General features: G+C 75.3%; 19 protein-coding genes. 11 read left to right on the forward strand and 8 right to left on the reverse strand.

Annotated features, from left to right (window positions below; genetic code table 11):
* Positions 1-51 precede the first annotated feature (51 nt).
* Entirely contained in the window at positions 52-3,210 is a 3,159-nt protein-coding gene (locus ABT238_RS12375; protein ID WP_350756960.1) for a non-ribosomal peptide synthetase, read from the reverse strand.
* A 563-nt stretch (positions 3,211-3,773) separates the two neighbouring features.
* On the opposite strand from ABT238_RS12375, the gene ABT238_RS12380 reads away from it, so the two are divergent.
* The 5 genes from ABT238_RS12380 (at position 3,774) to ABT238_RS12400 (ending at position 10,868) form a co-directional block, all read left to right on the forward strand.
* Positions 3,774-6,896: a phosphocholine-specific phospholipase C gene (locus ABT238_RS12380; protein ID WP_350756963.1), complete on the forward strand. Its 3,123-nt coding sequence runs from the start codon at positions 3,774-3,776 to the stop codon at positions 6,894-6,896.
* 240 nt (positions 6,897-7,136) lie between these two features.
* Positions 7,137-7,502, forward strand: a complete 366-nt coding sequence (locus ABT238_RS12385; RefSeq protein ID WP_350562929.1) for a hypothetical protein — start codon at positions 7,137-7,139, stop codon at positions 7,500-7,502.
* 124 nt (positions 7,503-7,626) lie between these two features.
* Entirely contained in the window at positions 7,627-8,019 is a 393-nt protein-coding gene (locus ABT238_RS12390) for a hypothetical protein (protein ID WP_350562931.1), read from the forward strand.
* Between the two features lie 61 nt (positions 8,020-8,080).
* Positions 8,081-10,240, forward strand: a complete 2,160-nt coding sequence (locus tag ABT238_RS12395) for an MMPL family transporter (protein WP_350756968.1) — start codon at positions 8,081-8,083, stop codon at positions 10,238-10,240.
* A 127-nt stretch (positions 10,241-10,367) separates the two neighbouring features.
* On the forward strand, positions 10,368-10,868 hold the full coding sequence (locus ABT238_RS12400; RefSeq protein WP_350562935.1) for a MarR family winged helix-turn-helix transcriptional regulator: 501 nt from the start codon (positions 10,368-10,370) through the stop codon (positions 10,866-10,868).
* Here ABT238_RS12400 and ABT238_RS12405 read toward each other — a convergent pair.
* Entirely contained in the window at positions 10,860-12,401 is a 1,542-nt protein-coding gene (locus ABT238_RS12405; protein ID WP_350756971.1) for an SDR family oxidoreductase, read from the reverse strand. The two genes, ABT238_RS12400 and ABT238_RS12405, sit on opposite strands and share 9 nt — an antisense overlap.
* Positions 12,402-12,659: 258 nt before the next feature.
* On the opposite strand from ABT238_RS12405, the gene ABT238_RS12410 reads away from it, so the two are divergent.
* The 3 genes from ABT238_RS12410 (at position 12,660) to ABT238_RS12420 (ending at position 15,479) form a co-directional block, all read left to right on the forward strand.
* The gene (locus ABT238_RS12410; RefSeq protein WP_350756973.1) at positions 12,660-13,577 is read left to right on the forward strand and encodes an MBL fold metallo-hydrolase; all 918 of its coding nucleotides are present in this window, start codon (positions 12,660-12,662) and stop codon (positions 13,575-13,577) included.
* Positions 13,578-13,903: 326 nt separating this feature from the next.
* Complete coding sequence (locus ABT238_RS12415; RefSeq protein ID WP_350756976.1) at positions 13,904-14,611, forward strand: CBS domain-containing protein; 708 nt, start codon at positions 13,904-13,906, stop codon at positions 14,609-14,611.
* A gap of 184 nt (positions 14,612-14,795) precedes the next feature.
* Positions 14,796-15,479: a beta-glucanase gene (locus ABT238_RS12420; RefSeq protein ID WP_350562943.1), complete on the forward strand. Its 684-nt coding sequence runs from the start codon at positions 14,796-14,798 to the stop codon at positions 15,477-15,479.
* Between the two features lie 67 nt (positions 15,480-15,546).
* Here the strand turns inward: ABT238_RS12420 and ABT238_RS12425 are convergent, their stop codons facing one another.
* Complete coding sequence (locus tag ABT238_RS12425) at positions 15,547-15,912, reverse strand: hypothetical protein (protein ID WP_350562945.1); 366 nt, start codon at positions 15,910-15,912, stop codon at positions 15,547-15,549.
* A gap of 245 nt (positions 15,913-16,157) precedes the next feature.
* Between ABT238_RS12425 and ABT238_RS12430 the strand changes: the two genes are divergently transcribed.
* Complete coding sequence (locus ABT238_RS12430) at positions 16,158-16,586, forward strand: SHOCT domain-containing protein (RefSeq protein ID WP_350756979.1); 429 nt, start codon at positions 16,158-16,160, stop codon at positions 16,584-16,586.
* Positions 16,587-16,679: 93 nt separating this feature from the next.
* Here ABT238_RS12430 and ABT238_RS12435 read toward each other — a convergent pair whose 3' ends face one another.
* Complete coding sequence (locus ABT238_RS12435) at positions 16,680-17,090, reverse strand: organic hydroperoxide resistance protein (RefSeq protein ID WP_350756982.1); 411 nt, start codon at positions 17,088-17,090, stop codon at positions 16,680-16,682.
* Between the two features lie 133 nt (positions 17,091-17,223).
* On the opposite strand from ABT238_RS12435, the gene ABT238_RS12440 reads away from it, so the two are divergent.
* On the forward strand, positions 17,224-17,706 hold the full coding sequence (locus tag ABT238_RS12440) for a MarR family winged helix-turn-helix transcriptional regulator (RefSeq protein WP_350756986.1): 483 nt from the start codon (positions 17,224-17,226) through the stop codon (positions 17,704-17,706).
* Between the two features lie 49 nt (positions 17,707-17,755).
* Here the strand turns inward: ABT238_RS12440 and ABT238_RS12445 are convergent, their stop codons facing one another.
* The 4 genes from ABT238_RS12445 to ABT238_RS12460 form a co-directional block, all read right to left on the reverse strand.
* A complete protein-coding gene (locus ABT238_RS12445) occupies positions 17,756-19,795 on the reverse strand; it encodes a DUF8189 domain-containing protein (RefSeq protein WP_350756989.1) in 2,040 nt (679 codons plus the stop codon).
* Between the two features lie 366 nt (positions 19,796-20,161).
* Complete coding sequence (locus ABT238_RS12450; protein WP_350562955.1) at positions 20,162-20,545, reverse strand: VOC family protein; 384 nt, start codon at positions 20,543-20,545, stop codon at positions 20,162-20,164.
* Positions 20,546-20,645: 100 nt separating this feature from the next.
* A complete protein-coding gene (locus ABT238_RS12455; protein WP_350757159.1) occupies positions 20,646-21,752 on the reverse strand; it encodes a methyltransferase in 1,107 nt (368 codons plus the stop codon).
* A gap of 377 nt (positions 21,753-22,129) precedes the next feature.
* The gene (locus tag ABT238_RS12460; protein ID WP_350756992.1) at positions 22,130-24,085 is read right to left on the reverse strand and encodes a fumarylacetoacetate hydrolase family protein; all 1,956 of its coding nucleotides are present in this window, start codon (positions 24,083-24,085) and stop codon (positions 22,130-22,132) included.
* A 122-nt stretch (positions 24,086-24,207) separates the two neighbouring features.
* On the opposite strand from ABT238_RS12460, the gene ABT238_RS12465 reads away from it, so the two are divergent.
* Complete coding sequence (locus tag ABT238_RS12465) at positions 24,208-24,852, forward strand: TetR/AcrR family transcriptional regulator (RefSeq protein WP_350756995.1); 645 nt, start codon at positions 24,208-24,210, stop codon at positions 24,850-24,852.
* Positions 24,853-24,872 lie beyond the last annotated feature (20 nt).

Here is a 24,872-nt window from a genome sequence, read left to right on the forward strand (position 1 = left end):
GGAGGGAGACGCGGGAGCGGGTGCGGGAGGCCCGGGCGGGCCTCCCGCGGGTCAGCGCAGGTCGCGGACGGCCGCGGCGATGCCGAGCGGGGTCGGGGTGGCGAAGAAGACGTCGAAGTCCAGCTCGACGCCGAGCAGGTCACGGATCCTGGCGGTGATCTGGATGATCGTCAGGGAGTGCCCGCCGAGTTCGAAGAGGTCGTCCTCGGGGCCGAGACCGGGCAGGCGCAGCACCTCGGACCAGATCCCGAGCACCGCGGTGAGCACCTCGTCCCGTTCCCGCCCGACGGGCGGCGCGCCGGCCGCCTCGACCGGTGCCGGGGGGACGGGCAGTGCGCGCCGGTCCAGCTTGCCGTTGGGCGTCAGCGGCAGCCGGTCGAGCACCAGGAAGCGCTGCGGGACGGCGGCGCCGGGCAGCGAGCGCTGGAGGAAGGCGCGCAGCTCGGCGGGGGCGGGGGCGGCGCTCCCGGCGGCCGGCACCAGGTACCCGGCGACGAACGGCTCCTCGCCGTCCTCCTCCCGGTGCACCGCGGCGGCGGCCTCGGCGAGCGCCGGGTGGGCGAGCAGCGCCGACTCGATCTCGCCCAGCTCGATCCGGTGGCCGCGGATCTTGACCTGGTCGTCCAGCCGGCCGAGGAACTCCAGTTCGCCCCCGGGGCTCCAGGCGACCAGGTCGCCGGTGCGGTAGAGGCGCTCGCCGGGCGCGCCGAACGGGTCGTCGACGAAGCGCTCGGCGGTCAGCCCGGGCCGCCCCAGGTAGCCCTCGGCGAGGCCGTCGCCGCCCAGGTACAGCTCGCCCGGCACGCCGATCGGCAGTGGCCGGCGCCGGCGGTCCAGGACGTAGGCGCGGGTGTTGGCGATCGGGGTGCCGATCGGGACGGCCTCCGGCGCCCGGGGGAGTTCGGCGCAGGTGGACCAGACGGTGGTCTCGGTCGGCCCGTAGACGTTGAGCAGCCGGTCGGTGCCGGCCCGCAGCTCCCGGGCCAGCGGCAGCGGCAGCGCCTCGCCGCCGACCAGGCCGGTCAGCCCGGCGGGCAGCGGTCCGGCGCCGAGCAGCACCCGCCAGCCCGAGGGGGTGGCCTGGACGTGGGTGACGCCCTCGCGCTCGACCAGGGCGCGCAGCCCCGGCCCGTCCACCGCCAGGCCGTCCGGGGCCAGCACCAGCCGTCCGCCGGTGGTCAGCGGCAGCAGCAGTTCGAGGGCGGAGATGTCGAAGGACAGCGAGGTGAGGCCGAGCCAGACGTGCTGCGGGCCGGAGTCCAGCAGGTCGGAGAAGGCGGCGAGCAGGTTGGTCAGCGCCCGGTGGCCGATCTCCACGCCCTTGGGGCGGCCGGTGGAGCCGGAGGTGTAGAGCACGTAGGCGAGCCGGCCCGGGGCGGTGTCGGTCGGCGCGGCGGCGTCCGTGTCCGTGGCCCCGGCCAGCCGGAGCACCGCCGGGGCGGCGGCGGCCACCTCGGGCGCCGGCTCGCGGTCGGCCAGCAGCAGGGCGGCGCCGGAGTCGGCGAGCACGAAGGCGAGCCGCTCGGCCGGGTAGCCCGGGTCCAGCGGCAGGTAGCCGGCGCCGACGGCGTGAACGGCGAGCAGCGCGGCCGGCAGGTCGGCGGTGCGGGCGAGGTGCAGGCCGACCAGGTCGCCCCGGCCGATGCCGGCCGCGCTCAGCGCGCCGGCCAGCCGCTCGGCGCGCTCCAGCAGGTCGCGGTAGCCGAGCCGCTGCTCGCCGGCCACCACGGCGAGGGCGTCCGGGGTGGCGGCGGCCCGCGCGCGGACCAGGTCGAGCACGGTCCGGTCGGCCGGGTGGTCGCGGTGGGTGGCGTTCCAGGCGGTGGTGACGAGGCGCCGCTCGGCCGCGTCGAGCAGTGGCAGGTCGCCGAGCGGGGTCGCCGGGTCGGCGGTGGCGGCGGCCAGCAGGGTGGCGAGGTGGCCGGCGATCCGCCGGGCGGCGGCGGGGGCGAGCACGGCCGGGTCGTACTGGAGGGAGAAGTCGATCGCCTCCGGGGCCTCGACGGCCTGCAGGTGCAGGGTGTTGCGGGCCGCGTGGTGGAAGACCGTCCAGTCGACCCGGGTGGTGCTGCCGGGGAAGACCGGCTCGGTGGTGGTGCGCCGGCGGTAGCCGAAGGAGACCGGGGCGAGCCCGGCCCGGGGGGTGAGCCCGGGCACGGCGGCGCCGAACGGCACGGTGCGGTGCGCCGAGACCAGCCGGACCTCGGCGCGCACGGCGCGGGCGTAGTCCGCGAACGGGGCGTCCTCGTCGGCGTCGGCCGGGGCGTACACCGGCAGCTCGTTGACGAACAGGCCGATCGCCTCGTGCCGGCCGGGGCGGCGGGTGGAGAACGGCACGGCGACGGGGACGGCCTCGCCGCCGTAGCGGCGCAGCAGGCCGTGCAGGGCGGCGAGCAGGAACTCGAAGACGGTGACCCCGGCCTGCGCGGCGGCGTCGGCGAGCGCGGCCCGGCCGGCGTCGTCGAGCCGCCAGGTGACGGCCTCGCCGGGGCCGGCGTCGGTGGTGGCCCGCGGGCCGCCGGGCAGCACCGGGGCGGTGGCGGCGGCCCACCGGGGGCCGTGGTACGCGGCGGCCCGTTCGACCTCGTCGGCGGAGGAGGCGGAGGAGGAGGAGGCGGAGGAAACGCTGGAAGCGGCGGCGGTGACGGCCCCGGCGCCGACGGCTCCGGCGGGCGCCTCACCCGCGAGGGCGGCGGCGTACGCGGCGGCCAGGTCGGCGGCGAGCACGTCCTTCGAGGTGCCGTCGAAGACCGCGTGGTGGGCGACCACCAGCAGCTCGGCGCCGCCGTCCGCCCGCTGGTGCAGCGTGAACCGGGCGAGCGGCCCGGCGGCCAGGTCGAAGGGGAGGGCGAGCTCCTCTGCGAGCCGCTTGGCGAGGGCCTCGCCGCTGTCGGCGGCGGTGTCGAGGACGGTGAGCGCGGGCGCGTGCCCGGCGGGGACCAGGCGGACCACGCCGTCCCGCTCCACCAGGACGGCGCCGAGCGCCGGGTGCCGGGCGGCGGTCGCGGCGACCGCGCGGGCCAGGGCGTCGGCGTCGATCCGGTCGAAGTCCAGGCGCAGCGCGAGGTGGAAGACCTCGGGGACGTGGGTGAGCCTGCTGGTGAGCCAGATCCCGTGCTGGGCGGGGGAGGCGAGCCCGGTGGCGTCCGTCGCTCTCGCCGGGTCCCCGGCGGCTGAGGCGGGGTCGGGCCGGTTGGGGGAGTCGGACATGCTGTGCTCGATTCGGGAGTCGGAGACGGAGCTGCGGGGCACCCGTCCGAGCGGTGGCCGTGGCGGCGCGGACGCGGCACGGCGCGGTCGGACGGCGCGGCTGCCGAAGGGTGGCCGGCCCGCCCCGCGGACCGGTCGGCAGGCGCCGAGGCACGGCCGGACCCGACTCCCAGGATTCCCCCCTGATGCGTCGGACGATCCGATCCTCTCCCCCGTTCGAAGATCATTGGCCTGGACCTGCCGAGAGATTTCCACACACCACATGCCTCGTCAAGGGTTGTCCACGACCTGGCCGGTGCTTGCCGACGGTTCGTCAACTACCTTCCTTTTCGGGGATTCCCGGACATTTGAAGGGGTGCCGTCAAGAATGCCGTGACGGCTGGGGCGGCCGGTGCCGACAAGAACGGCCGATCCGGCGCAAGTTGTCTGTACAGCTCCGGGTTCACTGTCGGTCATCGAAGCGCCATCGAACCCGCCGGTCCCGTCCATCTGGGGCCCGTACACATAACGGGTCTGGACCAAAGCGTCCGACCACCCCCGCTCTGTACGAGGAGTCACCCCCGATGAGTCCGAAGCCCGAACTGTCGCGCCGCACCCTGCTCGGCGGCGCGGCGGCGGCCGCCGTGCTGTCCGCCCTCCCGCTCAGCGTGCGCGAGGCGCTCGCCGCGCCGGCCCGCCCCGGCCGCCTGGCGGACATCCAGCACGTCGTGGTGTTCATGCAGGAGAACCGCGCCTTCGACCACTACTTCGGCACCCTGGCCGGCGTCCGCGGCTTCGGCGACCGCACGGCGGTGCGCGGAGTCAACGGCCGCTCGGTCTTCCACCAGCCGGACCCCGGCCGCAAGGAGGGCTACCTGCTGCCCTTCGCGATGAACGCCGCCCACACCAACGCCTACCAGCAGGGCGCCCCCGCGTTCGGCTTCGTCGACTCGATGAAGGCCTGGAACGACGGCCTCGCCGACGGCTCGGTCACCCGCCGCTCCGGCGGCTGGCTCGGCCAGGGCTACTACGAGAGCGCCGACATGCCCTTCTACCACGCGCTCGCCTCGGTGTTCACCACCTGTGACGCCTACTACGCGTCGGTGCAGTGCAACACCAACACCAACCGCGACCACTTCATGACGGGCACCAGCGGCGGCACCGTCCGGGACACCCCGGTCACCGACAACACCGAGATCCCCGGCGGCTACGAGTGGACCACTTACGCCGAGCGCCTGGAGAAGGCCGGCGTCAGCTGGAGGACCTACCAGGCGCTGGACAACTTCGACGACAACGCGCTCGCCTGGTTCGCCCCCTTCGTCAAGGCCAAGCCCGGTGAGCCCCTCTACGAGCGCGGCATGCGCGCCGTCGGCGACCCGGCCAAGAAGAACGACCCCTTCGCGATGGGCGACGCCCTGGTCGAGGCCTTCGCCGCCGACGTCCGGGCCGACACCCTCCCGCAGGTCTCCTGGATCGTCGCCCCCGCCGCGCTCTCCGAGCACGCCAACTACGCGCCGCCGAACGGCGAGCACCTCACCGCCCGGCTGCTGGCGGCCCTCGCGGCCAGGCCCGAGGTGTGGCAGAAGACCGTCTTCATCCTCAACTACGACGAGCACGGCGGGTTCACGGACCACCACCTGCCGCCCGTCCCGCCGCTGGCCGCCGGGCGCGGCAAGTCCACCGTGCCGGTCGACGGCGAGGTGGTCGTCCGGGTGAGCAAGGGCGGCTCCACCTACCACCGGGTGGTGAGCCAGGACGGCACGTACCGGGTCAGGGCCGCCGACGGCTCGCTCACCTGGTCCGCCACCCTGCCCGCCGGCGAGACCCTGGTCTCCGGCCCCTACCCGATGGGCCTGGGCGTGCGGGTGCCGATGATCGTCGTCTCGCCGTGGACCCGCGGCGGCGTCGTCGACTCCACCGTCTACGACCACACCTCGGTGCTGCGCTTCCTGGAGCAGCGGTTCGGCATCCAGGAGCCCAACATCAGCCCCTGGCGGCGCTCGGTCTGCGGTGACCTCACCAACGTCTTCGACTTCTCCGGCCGCGACCCGCGCTGGCCCGAGCTGCCGGACACCAGCGGCAACCGCCAGAAGGTCACCGACACCGGCAAGCTGCCCGCGCCCACCGTGCCCGACCCGCAGGTCTTCCCGAAGCAGCAGCGCGGCACCCGGGCCGCCCGCCCCGCCCCGTACGACCTGATCGTCAAGCCGCGCCTCAAGGGCGACCAGCTGACCGTCGACTTCTTCAACCAGGGCAAGCAGGGCGCCGTCTTCGCGGTCCACCCGGAGCCCGGCACCCCGCCGCGCCACTACACCGTCGGCGCCAAGTCCCGGCTCTCCGACGTCTGGACGGTCGGCCAGGACGGCTACGACCTGCGCGTGCACGGCCCCAACGGCGCGCTGTGGCACCTGCGCGGCACCGTCGACGCGCCCTACGAGATCTCGCTCTCCGAGGAGAAGAACGGCAAGGTGCTGGAGGTGGACGTGATCAACCGCTCGCGCACCGCCCAGACCTTCCTGGTCGGCGACCTCGCCTACGGCGACGGCCTGCGCGAGGTGCGGGTCGCGGCCGGCGACGACAGGACGGTCAACGTCAAGGTCGGCCCCGAGGGCTGGTACGACGTCGCCGTCGGCGTCCGCGGCGAGCTGGGCTTCCGCCGCCGGATCGCCGGCCGCTTCCCCTGGGACGGCGAGCACCTGCTGACCGACCCGGCGATGGGCCTGCCCGACCCGCTGGCCGTGGACGTCGCGCTCAAGGCCGCCTCGACCACCATCGACGAGGCGATCCTGCTGCCCGGCCGCCCGGCCCGGGTCACCGCCCGCTTCACCGCCACCACCGCGCTGAGCGCGCTGGAGGCGCAGCCGGTCGTCCCGGCCGGCTGGACGGTCGCCGCCGTCACCGCGCCGCCCGCCGCGCTCGCCGCCGGGGCCACCGCCACCGCCGAGTGGGACGTCACCCCGCCCGGCCGGCTGCCCGACGGCGCCACCCACCGCGTCCTGGTCACCGCCCGGGCGCTGGCCGACGGCCGCTTCGCCGTCGCCGACGGCGAGATCGCCGCCCGCACCGCGCCGGTGATGGCCGGCCACCTGCTCGGCGAGGACTTCGAGTCGCTGGCCGGCGCGCTCCAGCCGGTCGGCGGGGTGCTCGGCTGGACGGCGCAGGCGCCGCAGGGCTGGTCGGTGGTCAACGCCCCGGGCATGCCGCAGGGCACCACCCGCCTGCAGGGCTGGACCTTCCACACCAAGCGCGAGTGGTCGAGCCCGGCCGGCCAGGACCGCGGCAACTTCACCCGGGGCCTGGGCGTCCTGGCCGTCGCCGACCCGGACGACTGGGACGACACCGGCTCGCCGTCCAAGAAGGGCGTCTTCGACTCGACCCTGGTCTCGCCCGCCGTGCCCGTCCCGGCCGGCGCCACCACCCTGTACCTGGGCTTCGACTCGCACTACCGGCAGGAGGCCCCGCAGAAGGCCGCGGTCACCGCCGTCTTCGACAACGGCACCGAGACCCGCCTGGTGTTCTACAGCTCCGACACCACCGGCAACGACAACGCCGGCAAGGACGTCCAGAACGCCTTTGTGAGCAAGCAGTTCGCCGTTCCGGCGGGCGCCCGCAGCGTGACGCTGAGGTTCCGGATGTACGACGCCGGCAACAACTGGTTCTGGGCCGTCGACCACGTCCGCCTGGACGTCAAGCCGATCACCGGCTGACGCCCCGCCGCCCCGCCGCCCCGTCCGGCCCGTCCGGCCCGTCCGCGCCCCCCGGCTCCGGGGGCGCGGACGGGCCGGACGCATATGCCGGAAACAAGTGCGCCGGCGCACTGTCAACAAGCGCGAACGCGACGCCCGATCCGGCGCTCCGGACCGGAAAGCCACTGTCCCTGTCATGTTCCCGCCGGTAGGAATGGGTGGCCGGCGCGGAACGCCCGCGCCGTGGAGAGGAGCCGCTCCGTGTCCCGTCTTCGTGCCGCCGCCCTGGCCGTCGGCTGCGCCGCCGCCGCGCTGACCCTGACCGCGACCACCGCGCACGCCGCCCCCGGCGACACCCAGAACGTGTGCAGCAGCCAGCTCACCCCCACCGGCTGGGTGGACGTCCAGTGGTGGAACGACATCAGCTGCTCGTCGACCTTCAGCCCCAACAAGAAGCAGATCAAGCAGGCCGCCGGCCTGCCGATCGGCACCACGCTGAACGTCTGTTCCTCGACGCTCCCGCCGGCCGGCTGGGTGCAGCTCTCCGCGTTCTACAACAGCAGCTGCCAGTACTCCGCCGTCCCCAGCTTCAACAACAACTCCTGGCAGATCAAGCGCGTCTCCTGACGCCCCCGCGGACAGCGCGCCGACGGCCCACCGGTCCCGCACCGGCGGGCCGTCGGCGCGTCGCGGCCCCGGCGGGCGGCAGACTGGGCCCACCTGTCCGCCGCCCGCCCGGGAGACCACCGCCATGCACCAGCGCCTGCTGCGCCTCACCGGCGCCGCCACCGCCGTCTACGGAATCGCCGTCGCCCGCCGGCCCGCCCTGCTCGCCCGCCCCTCCGGCCTCACCGCCCCGGACGGCACGGTGCCCGCGCCGGTCGCCGCCTGCCTGCGCCCGCTCGCCCTGCGCGACGCCGCCTGCGGCCTCGCCATGGTCCTCGCCCCGAACGACGCCGCGCTGCGCACCGCGACCGCCGTGCGGATCGCCTCCGACCTCGGCGACGCCGCCCTGCTCGCCACCGCCCTCCCGGCCCGGCGGCACCGGGTGATGGCGGTCGCCGTCTCCGTCGGCTGGGGCGCGCTCTCGGTGGCCGGACTCCTGGCGCGGCCCCGGGGTCTCTCCGCGGGTCAAGTCTCTTGACCGTCGAGAGATATGATCCGGGCTGTCCGCCACCCAGCCCACGTCCGGAGGGCGCCCCGCCATGCCCGCTGACCGTCCCGCCCCCGCCGCCCCGGCCGCCCGGCCGCGCCGCGCCCGGCTGCTCGTCCCGCTCGCCCTGCTGATCGTCTGGCTCGGTCTCGGCGGCGCCTTCGGCTCCTACGCGGGCCGGCTCGGCGAGGTCGCCACTAACGACCGGGCCGCCTTCCTGCCCCGCAGCGCCGAGTCCACCGAGGTCGCCCGGCTCGGCGCGGACTTCCGGGCCGGGGACGCCCTGCCGGTCGTCGTCGTCTGGGAGAGCCGCACCGGCCCCCTCGACGACGCCCGGCGCGCCGTCGCCGAACAGGCCCTGCACGACGCCGCCGCGCTGCCCGGCGCCACCGGACGCGTCTCGCCCGCCCTCCCCGCCGCCGACGGGCGCGCGGTGCAGGGCGTCGTCCAACTGCGCGCCGACCTCGGCCGCGAGACCGGCGACACCGTGCGCGCCGTCCGCGCGCTCGCCGAACGCGTCCCCGACACCACCGTCGGCCTGGCCGGACCCGCCGCCATCCTCGCCGACCTGGGCGGCGCCTTCGCCGGCATCGACGGACTGCTGCTCGGCGTCGCGCTCGGCGTCGTCCTGCTGATCCTGCTCGCCGTCTACCGCGCCGTGCTGCTGCCGCTGCTGGTCATCCTCGGCGCCGTCTTCGCCCTCGGCATCGCCTGCGCCCTGGTCTACCTGCTCGCCGACCTCGGCCTGGTCACCGTCGACGGCCAGGTCCAGGGGCTGCTGTCGATCCTCGTCATCGGCGCCGCCACCGACTACGGCCTGCTGCTCTCCGCCCGCTTCCGCGAGGAACTCCACCTGCACGGCGACCGGTTCGCCGCGATGCGCACCGCCTGGCGGCAGTCCGTCGAGCCGATCACCGCCTCCGGCGCCACCGTCGCCCTCGGCCTGCTGGTGCTGCTGCTCTCCGGCCTGACCAACAACCGGGCGCTCGGCCCGGTCGGCGCCATCGGCATCGGCTGCGCCGTGCTCTCCGCGCTCACCTTCCTGCCCGCCGCCCTGGTGCTGGCCGGGCGCGCCGCCTACTGGCCGGCCCGGCCCGCCGCCGACGGCCGGGCCCCGGTGCACGCCGTCTGGGCCCGGGTCGCGGCGCTGGTCGCCCGCCGACCGCGCGCCCTGTGGGCGGCGAGCCTGGCCGTGCTGGCGGCGCTGGCCGCCCTCGCCCCCACCCTGGACGCCGGCGGGGTGCCGCAGAGCGAGCTCTTCGTCAAGGCCCAGCCCTCGGTGGCCGGCCAGCGGATGCTCTCCGCGCACTTCCCCGGCGGCAGCGGCAACCCCGCCGTGGTGATCGCCGCCGCCGACCGGGTGGAGGCCGTCACCGCGGCGACCGCCGCCGTCCCGGGCGTGGCCGGCGTACGTGCCACCGCCGCCGGGGCACCGGGCGGCGCGCCGCTGGTCGTCGACGGCCGGGTCCGGCTGGAGGCGACGCTCACCGACCCGGCCGACAGCGACGCGGCGATCGCCACCGTCCACCGGCTGCGGCAGGCCGTGCACGCCGTCCCGGACGCGCGGGCGCTGGTCGGCGGCTACACCGCCCAGCAGGACGACACCCGGACCACCGCCGCGCACGACCGCCGCCTCATCACCCCGGTGGTGCTGCTCTGCGTGCTCGCCGTCCTCGTCCTGCTGCTGCGCTCGCTGGTCGCACCGGTGCTGCTGGCCGCCACCGTCGCGCTCTCCTACCTGGCGACGCTCGGCGTGAGCGCGGTGGTCTTCCCGCACGTGTTCGGGTTCTCCGCGGTGGACCCCTCGGTGCCGCTGTACGGGTACGTGTTCCTGGTCGCGCTCGGGGTCGACTACAACATCTTCCTGATGACCCGGGTGCGTGAGGAGGCGCTGCGCTCCGGCACCCGGGAGGGGGTGCTGCGCGGGCTCACCGCCACCGGCGGGGTGATCACCTCGGCGGGCGTGGTGCTGGCCGCGACCTTCGCCGCGCTCGGCGTGATCCCGCTGGCCTTCCTGGCCCAGATCGCCTTCATCGTGGCCTTCGGCGTGCTGCTGGACACCCTGCTGGTGCGCTCGCTGCTGGTGCCCGCCCTGGTGCGCGACCTCGGCGACCGGGTCTGGTGGCCGGCCCGCACCGGCCGCGCGGCGGCCGTGCGCCCGGTGCCGGCGGTCGCGGAGCCCGCCGGTGAGCGCGTGGGCCCGGGGATCTGAGCGCGGGCGGCGGGCTGAAGGCGGCCGGCGGACGGTAGGCGGTGGGCAGTGGCCGACGGAGGGCGGCCGGCGGCACCGTTAGGCTGAACGGGTCAGCCCGACGTCGTACGCAACCGGAGAACACGCCTTGGCGGAGCAGGAGGACCAGCAGGGGTCGCACGGCACGCCGGAGCTCGGCCGCCTGCTCCAGGACCTCGCCTCCGAGATGAACCTGCTCGGCCACGGCTTCGCCGCCGCCAGCGGCCTGCACACCACCGACGTCCAGGCCCTGCTCGCGATCATGCGCGCCGGAAGCGGCGCCTCCGCCGGGGACCCGGCCGCGTCCCCGGGGATCACCCCCGGGCGGCTCGGCGAGGAACTCGGTCTCTCCTCGGGCGCCGTCACCGCCATGCTGGACCGCCTGGAGCGGGCCGGGCACATCCGCCGCACCCGGGACGCGGCGGACCGGCGGCTGGTCCTGGTGCACTACCTCCCCGGCGCCGGCCGGATGGCGGCCGAGTGGTTCGCGCCGGTCGCCCGCCGCACCGAGACGGTGCGCGCCGAGTTCACACCCGCCGAGCTCGCCGCCGTCGCCCGCTTCCTCGGCCGGATGACCGGCGAACTGGAAGGCCTGCGCCACTCACGCTGAGCCGCCCGGCGGACCGTCCCGGCGGTCCCGGGGTTCACGCGCGGCCCGCTCGGTGATCCGCCGCGCCATCCCGCCGAAGACCACGGCGTGGAACGGCGCCACCGCCCACCAGTACGCGTGCCCGGCCAGCCCGCGCGGGTGGAAGAGCGCCCGCTGCCGGTAACGGCTGCCGCCCCCGCCGTCCGGGGCGACCGTGAGCTCCAGCCAGGCCGGGCCGGGCAGCCGCATCTCCGCGCGGAGCCGCAGCAGCCGCCCCGGTTCGATCTCCTCCACCCGCCAGAAGTCGAGCGACTCGCCGACCCGCAGCCGCGCCGGGTCCCGCCGCCCGCGGCGCAGCCCCACGCCGCCGACCAGCCGGTCGACCCAGCCGCGCACGGCCCAGCCGAGCGGGAAGGAGTACCAGCCGTTCTCGCCGCCGATCCCCTCCACCACCCGCCACAGTGCCGCCGGATCGGCGTCCACCCGCAGCTCCCGGACGTCCTGGTAGAGGCTGCCGCCGGCCCAGTCCGGGTCGGTCGGCAGCGGGTCGCTCGGGGCGCCGGGGAGCGAGGCCGAGGACCACCGGGTGGCGACGTCCGCGTCCTGGATCCGCCGCAGCGCGAGCGCGACCGCCGCGTCGAAGCCGACGCCGCCGTCCGGCGGCGGGGGCAGGTACCGGTCGAGGTCGTGCTCGCCGCGGACCACCTCGTACCGCAGCGACTCCACCAGCGGGCGCGCGATCGATCCCGGGACCGGCGTCACCAGGCCGACCCAGAGGCTGGAGAGCCGCGGGGTGAGAACGGGGACGGCGAGGATCAGCCGGCGCGGCAGTCCGGCCACCGCCGCGTAGCGCTCCATCATCCGCCGGTAGGTCAGCACCTCCGGCCCGCCGATGTCGAAGGCGCGGTTCACCCCGGGCGGCAGCGTGGCGGCCCCGACCAGCAGCCGCAGCACGTCCCGCACGGCGATCGGCTGGATCCGGGTGTCCACCCAGCGTGGGGTCACCATCACCGGCAGGCGCTCGGTGAGGTGGCGGAGCATCTCGAAGGAGGCCGAGCCCGAGCCGATGATCACCGCCGCCCGCAGCTCGGCGGTCGGCACGCCGCTGGCGCGCAGCACCCGGCCGACCTCGACCCGCGAGCGCAGGTGCGGGGAGAGCCGCCCGGCCGGCACCCCGGCGGGGGCCAGCCCGCCCAGGTAGACGATCCGGCGCACCCCGGCCGCCGCCGCGGCCCGGCCGAAGGCCGCGGCGGCGGCCCGGTCGGTGGTCTCGAAGCCGGGGCCGGTGCCGAGCGCGTGCACCAGGTAGTAGGCCACGTCGACGCCGTCGAAGGCGCCGGTCAGGCTCTCCGGGCGGGTGACGTCCCCGGCGGCGGCCTCGACCCGGTCGCGCCACGGGTGGTCCCGCAGCCGGTCCGGGTCGCGGACCAGGCACCGCACGGCGTGGCCGGCGTCCAGCAGCTCCGGCACCAGCCGGCCGCCGATGTAGCCGGTGGCCCCGGTGACCAGGCAGCGCGGCGGGCCGGGCGGAACGGGGTCGGTGGCATCGGTCACGGCGGCTCCCGGGAGACGGTCGGCGGTCGCCACGATGATCTCCGCCGCGGACCGCACCCGCACCGGGGCGGCCGCGCTGCCGCCCGTCCGGCGCAACGGTGCGGTCCGGCCGGCCGCCACCGGGGGCGACGGAGGAGGCGACGGAGGAGGGCGGCTGTCACACATCCGGCCGCTGTCCGGTCCTTAGGGATGACCGAGCGGCGTGGTCCGTGACGCCGCCGAGGTCTCTTGATCGGCTCTCTACAGGAGGAGAACACCATGAGTCGGGTCCACAGCACCACACACCCCCGCGCGACGGGGCACGACGAACTGGTCCCGTCGCGCTACGCGCTGAAGGTCGGCGACATCGACGTCCTGGTGATCAGCGACGGCGTGCTGCCGATCTCCCCCGCGACACTGGCCACCAACGCCGCCGAGGCCGAGCTGTCGGCCTGGCTCAGCGACATGTTCCTGCCGCAGGACCTGATCGACTGGCCGCTGAACGTGGCCGTGGTGCGCAGCGGCGGCCGGACCGTCCTCGTCGACTCCGGGCTGGGGACGGAGTTTCCGGGCTTCCCGCGGGCCGGGCAGCTGGCCATGCGGCTGGAGGCCGCCGGGGTCGATCCCGCGTCCGTGACCGACGTGGTGCTCACCCACCTGCACATGGACCACATCGGGGGGCTGCTCGTCGACGGGCTGCGGGGCCGGCTGCGGGCGGACCTGCGGGTCCACCTGGCGGCGGCCGAGGCGGAGTTCTGGGCGGCGCCCGACTTCTCCCGCACCGCCATGCCGGCGCCGGTTCCGGAGGTGCTCCGGACGACCGCCGCGCGCTTCCTGGACGTGTACCGCGGCCAGTTGCGGCCGTTCGAGAAGGAGTACGAGGTGGCGCCGGGCGTGCTGATCCGCCGCACCGGCGGTCACACGCCCGGCCACAGCATCGTCCGCCTGGAGTCCGGCGGCGAGCGGCTGACGTTCGCCGGTGACGCCGTCTTCCAGTGCGGGTTCGACAAGCCCGAGTGGCACAACGGCTTCGACCACGACCCGGAGGAGTCGGCCCGCGTCCGGACCCGTCTCCTGGAGGAGCTGGCGGCGAGCGGCGACCAGCTGGTGGCCACCCACCTGCCCTTCCCGTCCCTCTGCAGGGTGGCGGCCGCGGGCAACGCCTTCCGTTTCGTGCCGATCGTCTGGGACCACTGACCGCCGCCCCCGGCGATCAGTCGCGGGGCCGGACACCACCGGCGGTGTCCGGCCCCGCCTCCTGCGGCCGGTGTTCCCTCGCCCGAACGGCGCAACGGGAGCGGCCCGGGCCGGCGGTCCGGGCCGCAGGGCCCGGGGCCGTCCGCGTCGGAACGGCGTAGGGCGGAAGGGGCCCTTGGTCCCGTCGGTTCAGCCCCTTGGCCCCTGGCGGATCGCCCGGCCGGGGGAGATGCTCCTGGTACAGCCGATCGGACGACAGGGGTCCGGTCGGACCGCGCCTTCGGACGAGGTGAACCGGCGTGCGGCATGCCACCGTCGAATCAGTGATGACCAGTCCTGTGGTCCGGGTCGCTCCCGAGACCGGCTTCCGGGAGATCGTCGCGCTGCTGACCGAGTACGACATCACCGGTGTGCCGGTGGTGGACGGCGAGGGCCGGCCGCTCGGCATCGTCTCGGAGGCGGACCTGCTGCTCACCCTGGCCGCCCAGGAGGACCAGGGGAGCCTGCTGCCACCGCCGGACCTCTCCCGGACCGGTCCGGGCGGCGCGGTCACCGCCGCCGACCTGATGACCGGACCGGCGGTCTGCGTCACCCCGGAGACCAGCGTGGTCGCGGCGGCCCGGCTGATGAGCCGGCACGGCGTGAAGCGGCTCCCGGTGCTGGACGAGGAGGGCCGGGTGTTCGCCATGGTCAGCCGGGGCGACCTGCTGCGGGTCTTCCTGCGCGAGGACCGGGTGATCCGCCGGGAGATCGTCGAGGAGGTGCTCGGCCGGATCGAGGGCGTGAGCCCCGCCCAGGTGGGCGTCGAGGTCGACCAGGGGCGGGTGGTGCTCAGCGGCACCGTGCCCGAGCCGCACCTCGTCCCGATCGTGCTGAACCTCTGCCGCTCGGTCGACGGCGTCGTGTCGGTGACCGACCGGCTGAGCGCCGACACCTTCGGCGGCGAGGGCCCGGGAGAGGGGCCCCCGGCCGGACCGGAGGACGCGCGCGACGGTGACGCACGTGGGAGCGACGCGCCGGCGCCCATCGGCTGACCCCGCACGCCGGCACGCCCGCGCACCCGCACGCCCGCGCACCGGTCCGCTTCCGCGCCGTCCGACCGGGGCCGGCGCTGGACCCGGAGCGTCCGGTTCGAATATCGCGGTACGTACCGGGTATCTCACCCAGGGTGTGCGGTGGTAGCGGGCCGCCGCGCCGCCGGGGACCGGGGAGGCAGCCGTGGCCGTCGTGTTCGACGCGGACTTCACATCGACCAGCCAGTGGGTCGCGGGGCGCAGCAGCGCCTATCCCCGGATGGGGCCGACCAACCGGGGTGACCACAAGCTCGACTTCCTCAGCCGCGCCTACTGCCCGGACGGCCTGTTCACCGCGACCCGGCGGCTCGGCGGCGACCTGTGGACGTGCAACCTCTTGACCACCGAGGGCAGCCCGGAGGGCTTCCAGGCCCGCACCGGTGACACCCTGAGCGCACGGGTCACCCTGCCCCTGGAGCTGGGCGCCTGGCCGGCGATCTGGACGTGGCGCGACGGCGGCAACGAGATCGACGTGTTCGAGTACCACCCCGACAACCCGGACCTGCTGGAGATCTCCAACCACGTCCGGGGCGGCTACCGGTACTGGCACGGGGCCGAGGCCGGCATAGCCCCCGGCGCCACCTTCGACCTGCGGACCGTCTTCGGCGCCCACTCGGTGGACTGGTTCGTCGGCGACACCCTCGTCCACGCCGACCACCGCGGTGTCGGGCCCGACTGGCACGCCTACCTGATCGTCAACCTCTCGGTCGCGGACGGCACGTACCACACCCGTCCGCCGGTCTACGGGCCCGACCGGCTCGGCTGGACCTGCCACAGCCTCCGGGTCGAGCGCGGCGCGCCGGACCCGGAATCTCCGCGGCACCCGTGAACGGGGGCGCGTGGGCGGTGGCGCGCCTTGGCCGCGGTGCCCGTGCGCGGTGCCGACGGGCGGCGCCCTACGGCGGGAACGTCGCGGTGATCATCCGGCGCGGTCCCGAGCGCTGGAACCAGACCACCCGGCGGTACGGGCCGATGTACGCGGGGTGCGTCACATAGAGGTCGTCGCGCGGCGCGGCCTCGTTGCCGGGCGCGAGCGCGGCGTCGACCGCGTCGGCGGCGATGGAGCGCAGCAGTGCGTGCGCGGTCGCCGCAGCGGCTTCCGGGGCGATGGCCAGCGCGGTGAGTTCGAACCAGAGCGCCGTCGAGACGTAGCCGATGGGGGAGTAGCCGAGGGCGGGATGGGGGCGGCGGTCCTGGTAGCGGAGCAGCACCCCGGCCGCGACGAGGCGCTCACGGTCGTCGGCCGGCGGGTGGTGGTTCATGGGGCGAACGCTACCGGGCCCGGCGCGGGCGGGGCCGGGCCCCGGGGGTTTCCCGGTCCGCCGGGGGCCGTCGGCGTATGCTCGCCGGCGCCTCGCGCGTGGGCCCGGCGCCGCCCTGGCGCGGCCCGCTTCCTCACGCCGCTCCGACGGGCGCCGGCGCACGATGGTGGTGAGGCGCCGATCGCCCAGGTGCGGGCCGGCCGTCACGGCCGCCGCCCGTCGGCCGGGGCGGTGAGGAGGTCGTGATGACGCACTGGAACGGCCACGGCTACGGGCACGGGCTCGGGGGCTGGGGCCTGGGTCTGATGGCGTTGGGGCTGCTGCTGGTCGTGCTGGCGCTGGTGGCCGTCGCGGTGGTCCTGGCCCGGCAGTCGCGCTCGGCCGGGCCGCCGTCCAAGGGGCCGTGGGCCGCCGGTCCGGCGGGGCCGGCGGGCGGGGCGCCGCCGCTGCCGTTGCCCGAGCAGGTGCTCGCGGAGCGGTTCGCGCGCGGCGAGATCGACGCCGAGGAGTACCGGCACCGCCTGGCCGTCCTGCGCTCGGCGGGTGGTGGAGCGGGCGGTGGACCGGGGGGCGGGGCCGGTGCGGGGCCCGGTGCCGGACCTGGTGCCGGGCCGCCCGGGTCTCCGCCCGTCCCGCCGTCGCCCCCGCGTCCGCCCGAGGGGCCGGCCGGCTGACGCCGGGCCCCTCGGGCCGTGGACCGTTGACCGCCGATGTGCCGACCGGTCGACCACTGGACTGCTGGACTGCTGGACTGCTCGACTACTCGACTACTCGACGACGAGCTCGACCGGGATGTTGCCCCGGGTGGCGCGGGAGTAGGGGCACACCTCGTGCGCCTTCTTGACCAGCAGCTCGCCGGTCTCGCCCGCGAGCGCCTCGGGCAGCTCGACCCGCAGCACCACCGAGAGGCCGAAGCCCTCACCGTCCCGGCCGATGGACACCTCGGCGGTCACCGAGACGTCGCCGGTGTCCACCTTCGACTGCCGGCCGACCAGGCCCAGCGCGCTGGCGAAACAGGCGGCGTAGCCGGCCGCGAACAGCTGCTCCGGGTTGGTGCCCTGCCCGCTGCCGCCGAGGCCGGGCGGCATCGCCAGGGCGAGGTCGAGCTGACCGTCGGAGCTGACCGCGCGGCCCTCCCGGCCGTTGGCGGTGGCGGCTGCGGTGTAGAGCGCGTCCATGTCCGTTCCTTCCGTCCTGCGGTACGAGGTCTCGGTCCGGCGGTCCGGGCGGGCCGCCTGCCGGAAACAAGTAGAGCACGCAATTCAATTGCGCACAACTCAATAGCGTGTGCGGCATCGCTACCATGGACCCATGACCGCGCTGCCCGACGTGCCCGACGACACCGATCTGCTGCGCCTGGACCGGCAGATCTGCTTCTCGCTGAACGCCGCCTCCCGCGCCTTCGGGGGCGTCTACCGGGTGCTGCTCAAGGACCTCGGCCTGACCTATCCGCAGTACCTGGTCATGCTCGTCCTGTGGGAGCACGGGGACCTGCCGGTCAAGCGGATCGGTGAGTACCTGCGGCTCGACTCGGGCACCCTCTCCCCGCTCCTCAAGCGGCTGGAGGCGGCCGGTCTGGTGCGCCGCGAGCGCAGCCCCGAGGACGAGCGCTCGGTCACCGTCAGCCTCACCGGTGAGGGTGCCGCGCTGCGCGAGCGCGCCGACCGGGTGCCGCGCCGCCTGCTCGCCGCCACCGGGCTGCCCGTCGAGGAGCTCTCCGCCCTGCGCGCGCTGCTGGACCAGGTCACCCTCGCCCTCGACACCGCCGTCCCGGGGCTTGCCGCGGACGAGTGAGCCGACCGGTCGGCGGTGGGGCGGAGGGTGGCCGGCCTCGGGGCCGGCCTCAGCGCCCGGCCGCCCTCCAGGCGCCGAACGGGCTGTCGGCCCCCGGTTCGCTCTGCCGCGCGGTGCGCAGGACGGCGTCCGGTCCGAGCACCAGGACGACCCGGCGGCCGGTGGCGTCGAGGGCCACGGCCGGCGCGCCGACGATCAGTCGGCCGAGGTCGGACCACCGCGCGGCGAAGCCCCGGTCGGGCGCCGACCGCGAGGCCAGGCTGATCCCGCCCGCGCCGTTGCGGATGGCCACCGTCGTGCGGCCGTCGGTTCCGGTCACCGCGGCGACGCCCTCCAGCCCGGCCGGGCCGCCCAGCGACTCGGGGGTGGTGGTCCAGGAGCCGCTCGCCCGCTCGTGCCGGGTGACGACCTGTCCGGTGCCGGCCTGGTGGAAGAACAGCTCCAGCCGGCCGTCGGCGGTGCGGCCCACGGTGACCGGTCCGGCCGGGGGCGGGCCGAGGAAGGCGGCGTCCCGGACGAAGGAACCGCCGGGCTCCGACTGCCGCCAGTGCCCGATGCCGTCCCCGGTCGGCGCGAACAGCTCGATCCGTCCGTCGGCGGCGAGCGTGGCGGCCAGACCGTCCCGCACCCGGGTGCCGCCGAGGTCGGCCCACTGCGCCGGCCAGCCGCCGTCCGGCAGTTCGCCGAGCGCGCTGACGCCGCCGCCGGCGTTGCGGACGAAGACGGTCAGCCGGCCGTCGCCGCCGAGGACCGGGACGGGGCTACCGATGAGCTCCGGGGTGGCGGGGTCGGGATTGCCGAGTACCGTCCACTCGCCCCAGGTGCCCGGAGCGGTCTGGGCGACGGTGACGATCGCGTCGTCGCTCAGCCGGATGCCGAACAGGTGGAGCAGTCCGGCGGCGTCGCGCGCCACCCCGAGCGCGGCCGTGAGGCCCTCGCTGCCGGGGACCGGCACCGGCCCGCCCCACTCGCCGCCCGGCTCGGACTCGCGCCAGGCCTGCACCTGGTTGTCGAGCACGGCGAAGGCGTTCAGCGCGCCGGTGGCGTCCTGGGCCGCCCAGGCGGTGCCGTTCGACCACCGCGGATACTGCCGGGACGGGAAGTCCGCGTAGAAATTCGGCTCCTCCGGATTCGGCTTCGGGTCGTACTTCCCGGAATACCCGCCGCCGGTCGGTGGACGCTTCGGCCCGAGATAGGCGAGAAAGGTCTTCTTCTTCTCCTTCGCGGTACTCGCGGGCAGATTCGGCGGGTCCATCCGGACGTTGTAGTCGCGGTAGTTACGGAGGATCAGCCGACCGTTCCCGTCCGGCCCGTGATAACCGCGTGCGGCCTTTCCGGCGAATCGCGCGGCGGAGATGTGGTCGGCGTGGTCGGCGGGATTGAGCGGATTGCGGTCGTAGTCGTACGGCACGCGCGGGTCCTGGGCGAGCAGCACGGTCGGGCGGAACCGTTCCATCAGCTCGGTCAGTGCGGCGACGATGTCGTCGTGGGTGTAGTCCTGGTCCGCGTACGCGGGGTCGCACTGCCCGTCGGCGGGCAGGCTGCCGAGCGTGGCCTGGTGGGAGGGGCCGCCGGGGCCCTCGGTGGTCAGGCCGAAGAGGGTGGTCCGGCCCTCGCTGAGGGGGTAGGTCCCATTGCCGCCGTCGTGCAGCCTGAGGAACACCAGCTTGATCTGCGGAGCCTGGTCCAGGGTGTCGATCTGGACGGTCTTTCCGCTGGTCAGCCGGACTGCGGCGGTGTTCCAGCTGGGCTCCGCCACGCCGGCCAGGCGGGCGTGCGCGGCCCGTGCGCCGGCGTCCCGGCTGGCCGAATAGGCGCACGGGTCGGCGAACCGGGGGTCCGTCCCCTCGCCGCCGGTCAGGTAGACGGTGACGGAGGGCGCGGCGTACTGCCGGTTCAGGTCCGGGTTCATGAAGAGGATGTCGTCGTCCTGGTGCGCGACGATCTGCATGAACGATTCTTCGCCCGGTGCGGCGGGGGCGACGGCCGCGGCCGGCTCGACCGGTTCCGCCGGGGCGGCGCCCGCCGGTGCCTGGGGCGTGCTCAGTGCGGCAGCCAGCAGCGTGCCCATGGCCTTCGGAAATCGCATCGCACCCCCGGTCTCCTCGCCCCCGAGCAGGAGATCGGTGGTATCGCCCGGTCGGCCCGGAACGGACTATCCCCAAGGTGATCGGCCGGCGTCAAATTCCGGTCGGCGAACCCCGCCGATCGTCGGGGGACGGGTCGGGCGTCAGCCCATGAATCACCCTTCGTCGACGAATCAAGGCGTACTGGTCATTGCATGAAATAGCGGGGCAAATCAGACAGTCGGCGAATGGGTCGTGAATCCCGGAGAGCCGTGTGCGGATGACACCGGCCGGGCGGCCGGGGTGGTGGCGGGCGCGCCGACGCCCGGCCGGGTCGGGCCCGGCCGGGCGCTCAGGTCTCGGAGCCGGTGATCGTCGGCCGGTGTTCGTCAGCCGGTGGTCCGCTCGTTCAGGCAGAGGATGTTGCCCTCGCTGTCCTTGAACCAGGCGGCGCGCATGCCCTCGGCCTCCACGACGCCGTCGACGGTCTTCAGGCCGGGCAGGTCGTACTCCTCGAACACGACGCCCTTGCCGCGCAGGGCGGCCATCTCCGAGTCCAGGTCGGGGACCTTGAAACTGGCCAGGGTGTGAGCGGCCTGGCCGCCGCTGGGTGTCTCGTAGATGCCGAACTCGGTGCCGCCGCACTCGAAGGTCAGGTCGCCCTCCGGGCCGGCGTCGGTGAGCTTGAGGCCGAGGGTGTCGGTGTAGAAGGACTTCGCCCGGGCCAGGTCGGTGGCAGGGATGATCGCCACCAGGGGTGCGTCTCCAAGCATGCTGATCGCCTCCTCGTCCTTCCAGCGTAGGTACGTCGGCCCACCGCGGGCCACGCCGGACGCCCGGAATGTCCCGGTGTGTCCGGCGGGCGACGGGGCGTCACGCCGGGGCGAGGCGCCAGAGCGACGTCACCTCGGCGGCGCGGGCGGCGGACTCGGCCGCGCGGCGGTGCCGGGGGCGGGTGTCCAGCCTCCCGGCGACGCGCAGACCGGCGGCCGCGAAGGCGGCGAGCAGATCGTCCCGGGAGCGCAGGCCCAGGTGTTCGGCGAGGTCGGAGAGGACCAGCCAGCCCTCGCCGCCGGGCGCGAGCCGCTCGGTCAGCCCGCCGAGGAAGCCCTCCAGCATCCGGCCGCCGGGGTCGTACACGCCCTGCTCCAGGGCGGAGGTGGGCTCGGCTGGCAGCCACGGCGGATTGCAGACCGCCAGGGCGGCCCGCTCCCCGCCGGGCGGATAGAGCCCGGTGCCGGCCGGCCGGATGCGGTCGGCCAGCCCCAGCCGGCGCGCGTTGTCGCTGGCGCAGGCCAGGGCGCGCGGATTGGCGTCGGTGACCAGCACCCGGCCGACCCCGCGCCGGGCCAGGACGGCGGCCAGCACTCCGGTGCCGGTGCCGAGGTCGAACGCGGTGCCGCCGCCCGTTGCGGCGGCGGGCAGCGGCGCCCGGGCCACCAGGTCGACGTACTCGCCGCGGACCGGGGAGAACACGCCGTAGTGCGGGTGGACGCGCGCGCCGAGGGCGGGCACGTCCACGCCCCTCTCGCGCCACTGCCGCGCGCCGAGGACGCCGAGCAGCTCCCGCAGGGCGACCACCCGGGGCCCGTCGGGCGGGCCGTACGCCTCCCGGCAGGCCTGCCGGACGTCGGGTGCGCGGCGCAGCCGCAGGGCGTGGTCGGCCTCCAGCCGCACCACGAGGCGGCCGAGCAGCCGGGCGGTCCGGGCACGCTCCCGCCGCTGCTCGCGGAACTCCTCGCCAGGGGTGGCCGCGCCCGTGGCGCGCGGTCGGTGCGCGGCGCGTGCGGCCCGCCGGGTCAGGGCGGTGAGCAGGTGCCGGGCACCGTGGTAGTCGCCCTGCCAGAGGACGGCGACGCCGTCGGAGGCCAGGCGGTGGGCGGTGCCGGCCGGCATCCGGTCGTCGGCGAGGACGACGCGCCCGGGCGGCGGCGTGCCGTTCTCGCTGTGCCACCGGGTGGCCAGAGCGGTGAACGGGATGACGGTCGTGACGGCGGTGGCGGTGGTGCTGACGGTGGTGTGCGCGTCGGTGCGGGTGGTTCCGGACACCGGGACTCCTCGTGGTCGAACGTGCGGGTGGGCACGAAGAACACGCCGACGAGGAGGGGAACGACGATGGGTCAGACGAGAGGTGGCTCCCCGGTCGGCGTGCGGACCGACAAGTCGCCGAGCACCAGGCCCGGTTCGGCGCAGCCTGTCATGAGCAGCCCTTTCGCTGGGATCACCCTCTGCGGGATCACGGCCACGCTGTCACGCGGAGTGGTCGCCCCGCAACCGGTTTTCGTCCGAGGCGCCGTCATCGGGCGCGCCCCGCCGGGTGTTCACGAGGCGGGGCGGCCCGCTGCCCGGTTCGGTGTTCACCACGGTCCGTTGCGGGTGGCGTTCCATTCGGCCTGCAGGGTCTGCAGTTCCAGGATCCCGAGGGCGGGGGTGGCCGGGTCCAGCTCGCGGTAGCGCCGGTGGAGGTTGGCCACGACGCGGTCGGCGTCCAGCCAGGTGGCGTACTCGGCCAGGTCGATCGTGGCGGCCGCTTCGGCGAGGCTCAGGCCCCGGGCGTGGGCGGCATCGGCCTGCTCGATCAGGTGGGTGAAGTAGCCCCGGACCGCTCGGATCCCGTCGGGGCCGGTGACGGGGCCGTGCCCGGGCACGACCGTGGGCGCGTCCAGGGCGAGCATGGTGTCGCAGGCGGCGATCCAGTTGGCGATGGGTCCGCGCCAGACGATCGGGGTGCAGCCGACGAAGAGCAGGTCGCCGGTGAACAGCACGCCCGCGTCGGGGACGTGCACCACCGAGTCGGCGCCGGTGTGCGCCGGGCCCAGGTTCAGCACCCGGACCTGCCGGCCGCCGATGTCGAGGGTCAGCTCGTCGTCGAAGGTGTCGTCGGGCATCCGCGGCCGGATCCCGCTGAAGTCGAAGGCGGCGAACCGTTCCTTCAGATAGGGGCTCAGGACCGGTCCGAGGTCGGCGACCTGGACGGCGGTCAGCATGTCCGGGGTCATCTCCTGGCGCATTTCCGCGGCGGTCTCCCCGGCCGCGACGATCCGCACGTGGTCGCCGAGCAGCTGGTTGCCGTGGGTGTGGTCGCCGTTGGCGTGGGAGAGGACCGCGTGCGTCAGGGGGTTCCGGTCGGTGATCGGCCGCATCGCGCTCAGCATCTCGCGGGTCAGGGGCAGGTCGAAGAGGGTGTCCACCAGCAGCGAGGCCCCCGATCCGGCGACCAGGCCGGCGTTGCTCCAGCCGTAGCCGCCGTCGGGCAGCAGCCAGGCCCACACGTCCTTGCCCACCTCGTGCAGTCCCCGGGTGTACGGCAGTGCCGACGGCGCCCGGTTCACCCGGGTCCGGGCGGCCCTGCGGTCGGCGCCGGGGGCGGGGCGGGGCGCGAGCTTGTGCGGGGAGGGCGTGCCGCGGACGGTCTGGCGGGTCTCGCCCAGCCCCTCGACGCGCAGGGAGACGACGTCTCCCGGCTTCAGCCAGCCCCGGAAACCGGACAGGTCGCCCAGGTCGAGGTGCTCGATGAGGCAGCAGGTCGGCACGGTGCCCGATCCGAACACCTCACCCGGCCCGAGGGTGACCCCGCGGGAGGCGTAGGAGACGACTTCGCCGAAGCTCCAGTCCATCGCGTCGGTACGGCCGCTGCCGACCGGTTCGCCGTTGACCAGGGCGCTCGCCCGAAGGGCGATCCTCCCGTCCGGCGTCCGGTAGGGATCCAGCTCGTCGGGGGTCACCAGGTACGGGCCGAGCGTGGTGGCGCAGTCCTTCCCCTTGGCCTGCCCGATCCCCATCGGGGACTCCCGCAGCTGGAGGTCGCGGGCGGACCAGTCGGCGTAGATCGTGTAGCCGGCGATGGCCCGCTCGGCCTGCTGGGGCGTCAGGTCCCGGCCGCCCGCGCCGATTACGGCGGCGATCTCGAGTTCGAAGTCGAACCAGGCGCAGCCGGGAGCCATCGGCACGTCGTCGTAGGGGCCGATGACCGTGGTGGGGCAGGCGAAGTAGAACGCCGGGATCTCGTACCAGGAGTCCTTGAGGGCCCGGGACGCTCCCATCACCTGCTGACAGTTGCGCATGTGGTCGAGGAAGCAGAGGCAGTCGCGCAGCACGGGCGGCCTCGGGACCGGCGCGCGCAGCTTCGCCGCGGCCAGCGGGAGCATGTCGGCGGGCTTGCGAAGCGCCTCCTCGCCCGCCTCCCGCAGGCCGTCGGCTCCTCGTCCGAGCAGCTCGACGAGGTCGGTCCCCGGTGGCAGTGCGTGAATGCTGTCGTCTTCGACGACCCCGACCCTGTCCCCGTGCTCGGTCTCGAACGTGACCCACCGCATGGCTCGTCCTCCGTGGCTGTGCCGGTCTGTGCTGGCCAACATAGACTGTTCTGGCTGACTGGTAAATGGCTGGCTGGCCAATCGCCTACCCTGGGCGGGGAACAGGAACCGGACGGGGGATCATGGCGACGCGACGCACGGACACGACCCAGGAGAGCCGGCGGCTGCTCATGACGGCCGCGGCCGAGCTCTTCGCCGAACGCGGGTACCGGGGGACGACCTTCGCCGACATCGCCGAGCGGTCCGGGATCAGCCGCGGCTCCATTCCCTGGCACTTCGGCAACAAGGAGGGCCTGCTCGCCGCGGTCATCGAGCACCTGCTGGACACCGTCCGGGCCGGCTTCGGCACCCCCGAGCCCGGACCGGGCGCGCTCGACCGGGCGCTGCGGGAGGCCCTGACGTTCACCAGACAGCCCACGACCATGCTGTTCGTGACACTGCTGGCCGAGGCCGTCGACACCGCCTCACCCCTGCACCGGTGGTACGGCGACCTCCATCAGGCACTGCGCGAGCGGCTGCGGGCGTGCATCGACCCCGCCGAGCTCCCCGAGGGGGCCACCCCGGAGGACGTCGGCACGGTCATGCTCGCCATCGTCATGGGCCTGAACCAGCAGTGGCGCATCGCCCCCGAGGCCGTCGACCTCGACCACGCGTACGCCACGGTGGGGGCCCTGTTCCAGGCGGCCCTGGCGGCGCCGGCGGCCGGGGGCTTCCACGGCACACCGGGCGACGGTCCGTCAGCGCGCCCGGGCGGGCCGGCCGCGTAGGCGCGCTCGCCGCGCGCAGC

The sequence above is a fragment of the Kitasatospora sp. NPDC001527 genome, assembly GCF_040298605.1.
In the GTDB taxonomy this organism is placed as follows: Bacteria; Actinomycetota; Actinomycetes; order Streptomycetales; family Streptomycetaceae; genus Kitasatospora.

Coding starts and splice junctions, on each gene's coding strand:
- ABT238_RS12375 (WP_350756960.1), bottom strand. CDS start 3,210: ATGTCCGACTCCCCCAACCGGCCCGACCCCGCCTCAGCCGCCGGGGAC.
- ABT238_RS12380 (WP_350756963.1), top strand. CDS start 3,774: ATGAGTCCGAAGCCCGAACTGTCGCGCCGCACCCTGCTCGGCGGCGCG.
- ABT238_RS12390 (WP_350562931.1), top strand. CDS start 7,627: ATGCACCAGCGCCTGCTGCGCCTCACCGGCGCCGCCACCGCCGTCTAC.
- ABT238_RS12395 (WP_350756968.1), top strand. CDS start 8,081: ATGCCCGCTGACCGTCCCGCCCCCGCCGCCCCGGCCGCCCGGCCGCGC.
- ABT238_RS12410 (WP_350756973.1), top strand. CDS start 12,660: ATGAGTCGGGTCCACAGCACCACACACCCCCGCGCGACGGGGCACGAC.
- ABT238_RS12415 (WP_350756976.1), top strand. CDS start 13,904: ATGACCAGTCCTGTGGTCCGGGTCGCTCCCGAGACCGGCTTCCGGGAG.
- ABT238_RS12425 (WP_350562945.1), bottom strand. CDS start 15,912: ATGAACCACCACCCGCCGGCCGACGACCGTGAGCGCCTCGTCGCGGCC.
- ABT238_RS12430 (WP_350756979.1), top strand. CDS start 16,158: ATGACGCACTGGAACGGCCACGGCTACGGGCACGGGCTCGGGGGCTGG.
- ABT238_RS12435 (WP_350756982.1), bottom strand. CDS start 17,090: ATGGACGCGCTCTACACCGCAGCCGCCACCGCCAACGGCCGGGAGGGC.
- ABT238_RS12440 (WP_350756986.1), top strand. CDS start 17,224: ATGACCGCGCTGCCCGACGTGCCCGACGACACCGATCTGCTGCGCCTG.
- ABT238_RS12445 (WP_350756989.1), bottom strand. CDS start 19,795: ATGCGATTTCCGAAGGCCATGGGCACGCTGCTGGCTGCCGCACTGAGC.
- ABT238_RS12450 (WP_350562955.1), bottom strand. CDS start 20,545: ATGCTTGGAGACGCACCCCTGGTGGCGATCATCCCTGCCACCGACCTG.
- ABT238_RS12460 (WP_350756992.1), bottom strand. CDS start 24,085: ATGCGGTGGGTCACGTTCGAGACCGAGCACGGGGACAGGGTCGGGGTC.
- ABT238_RS12465 (WP_350756995.1), top strand. CDS start 24,208: ATGGCGACGCGACGCACGGACACGACCCAGGAGAGCCGGCGGCTGCTC.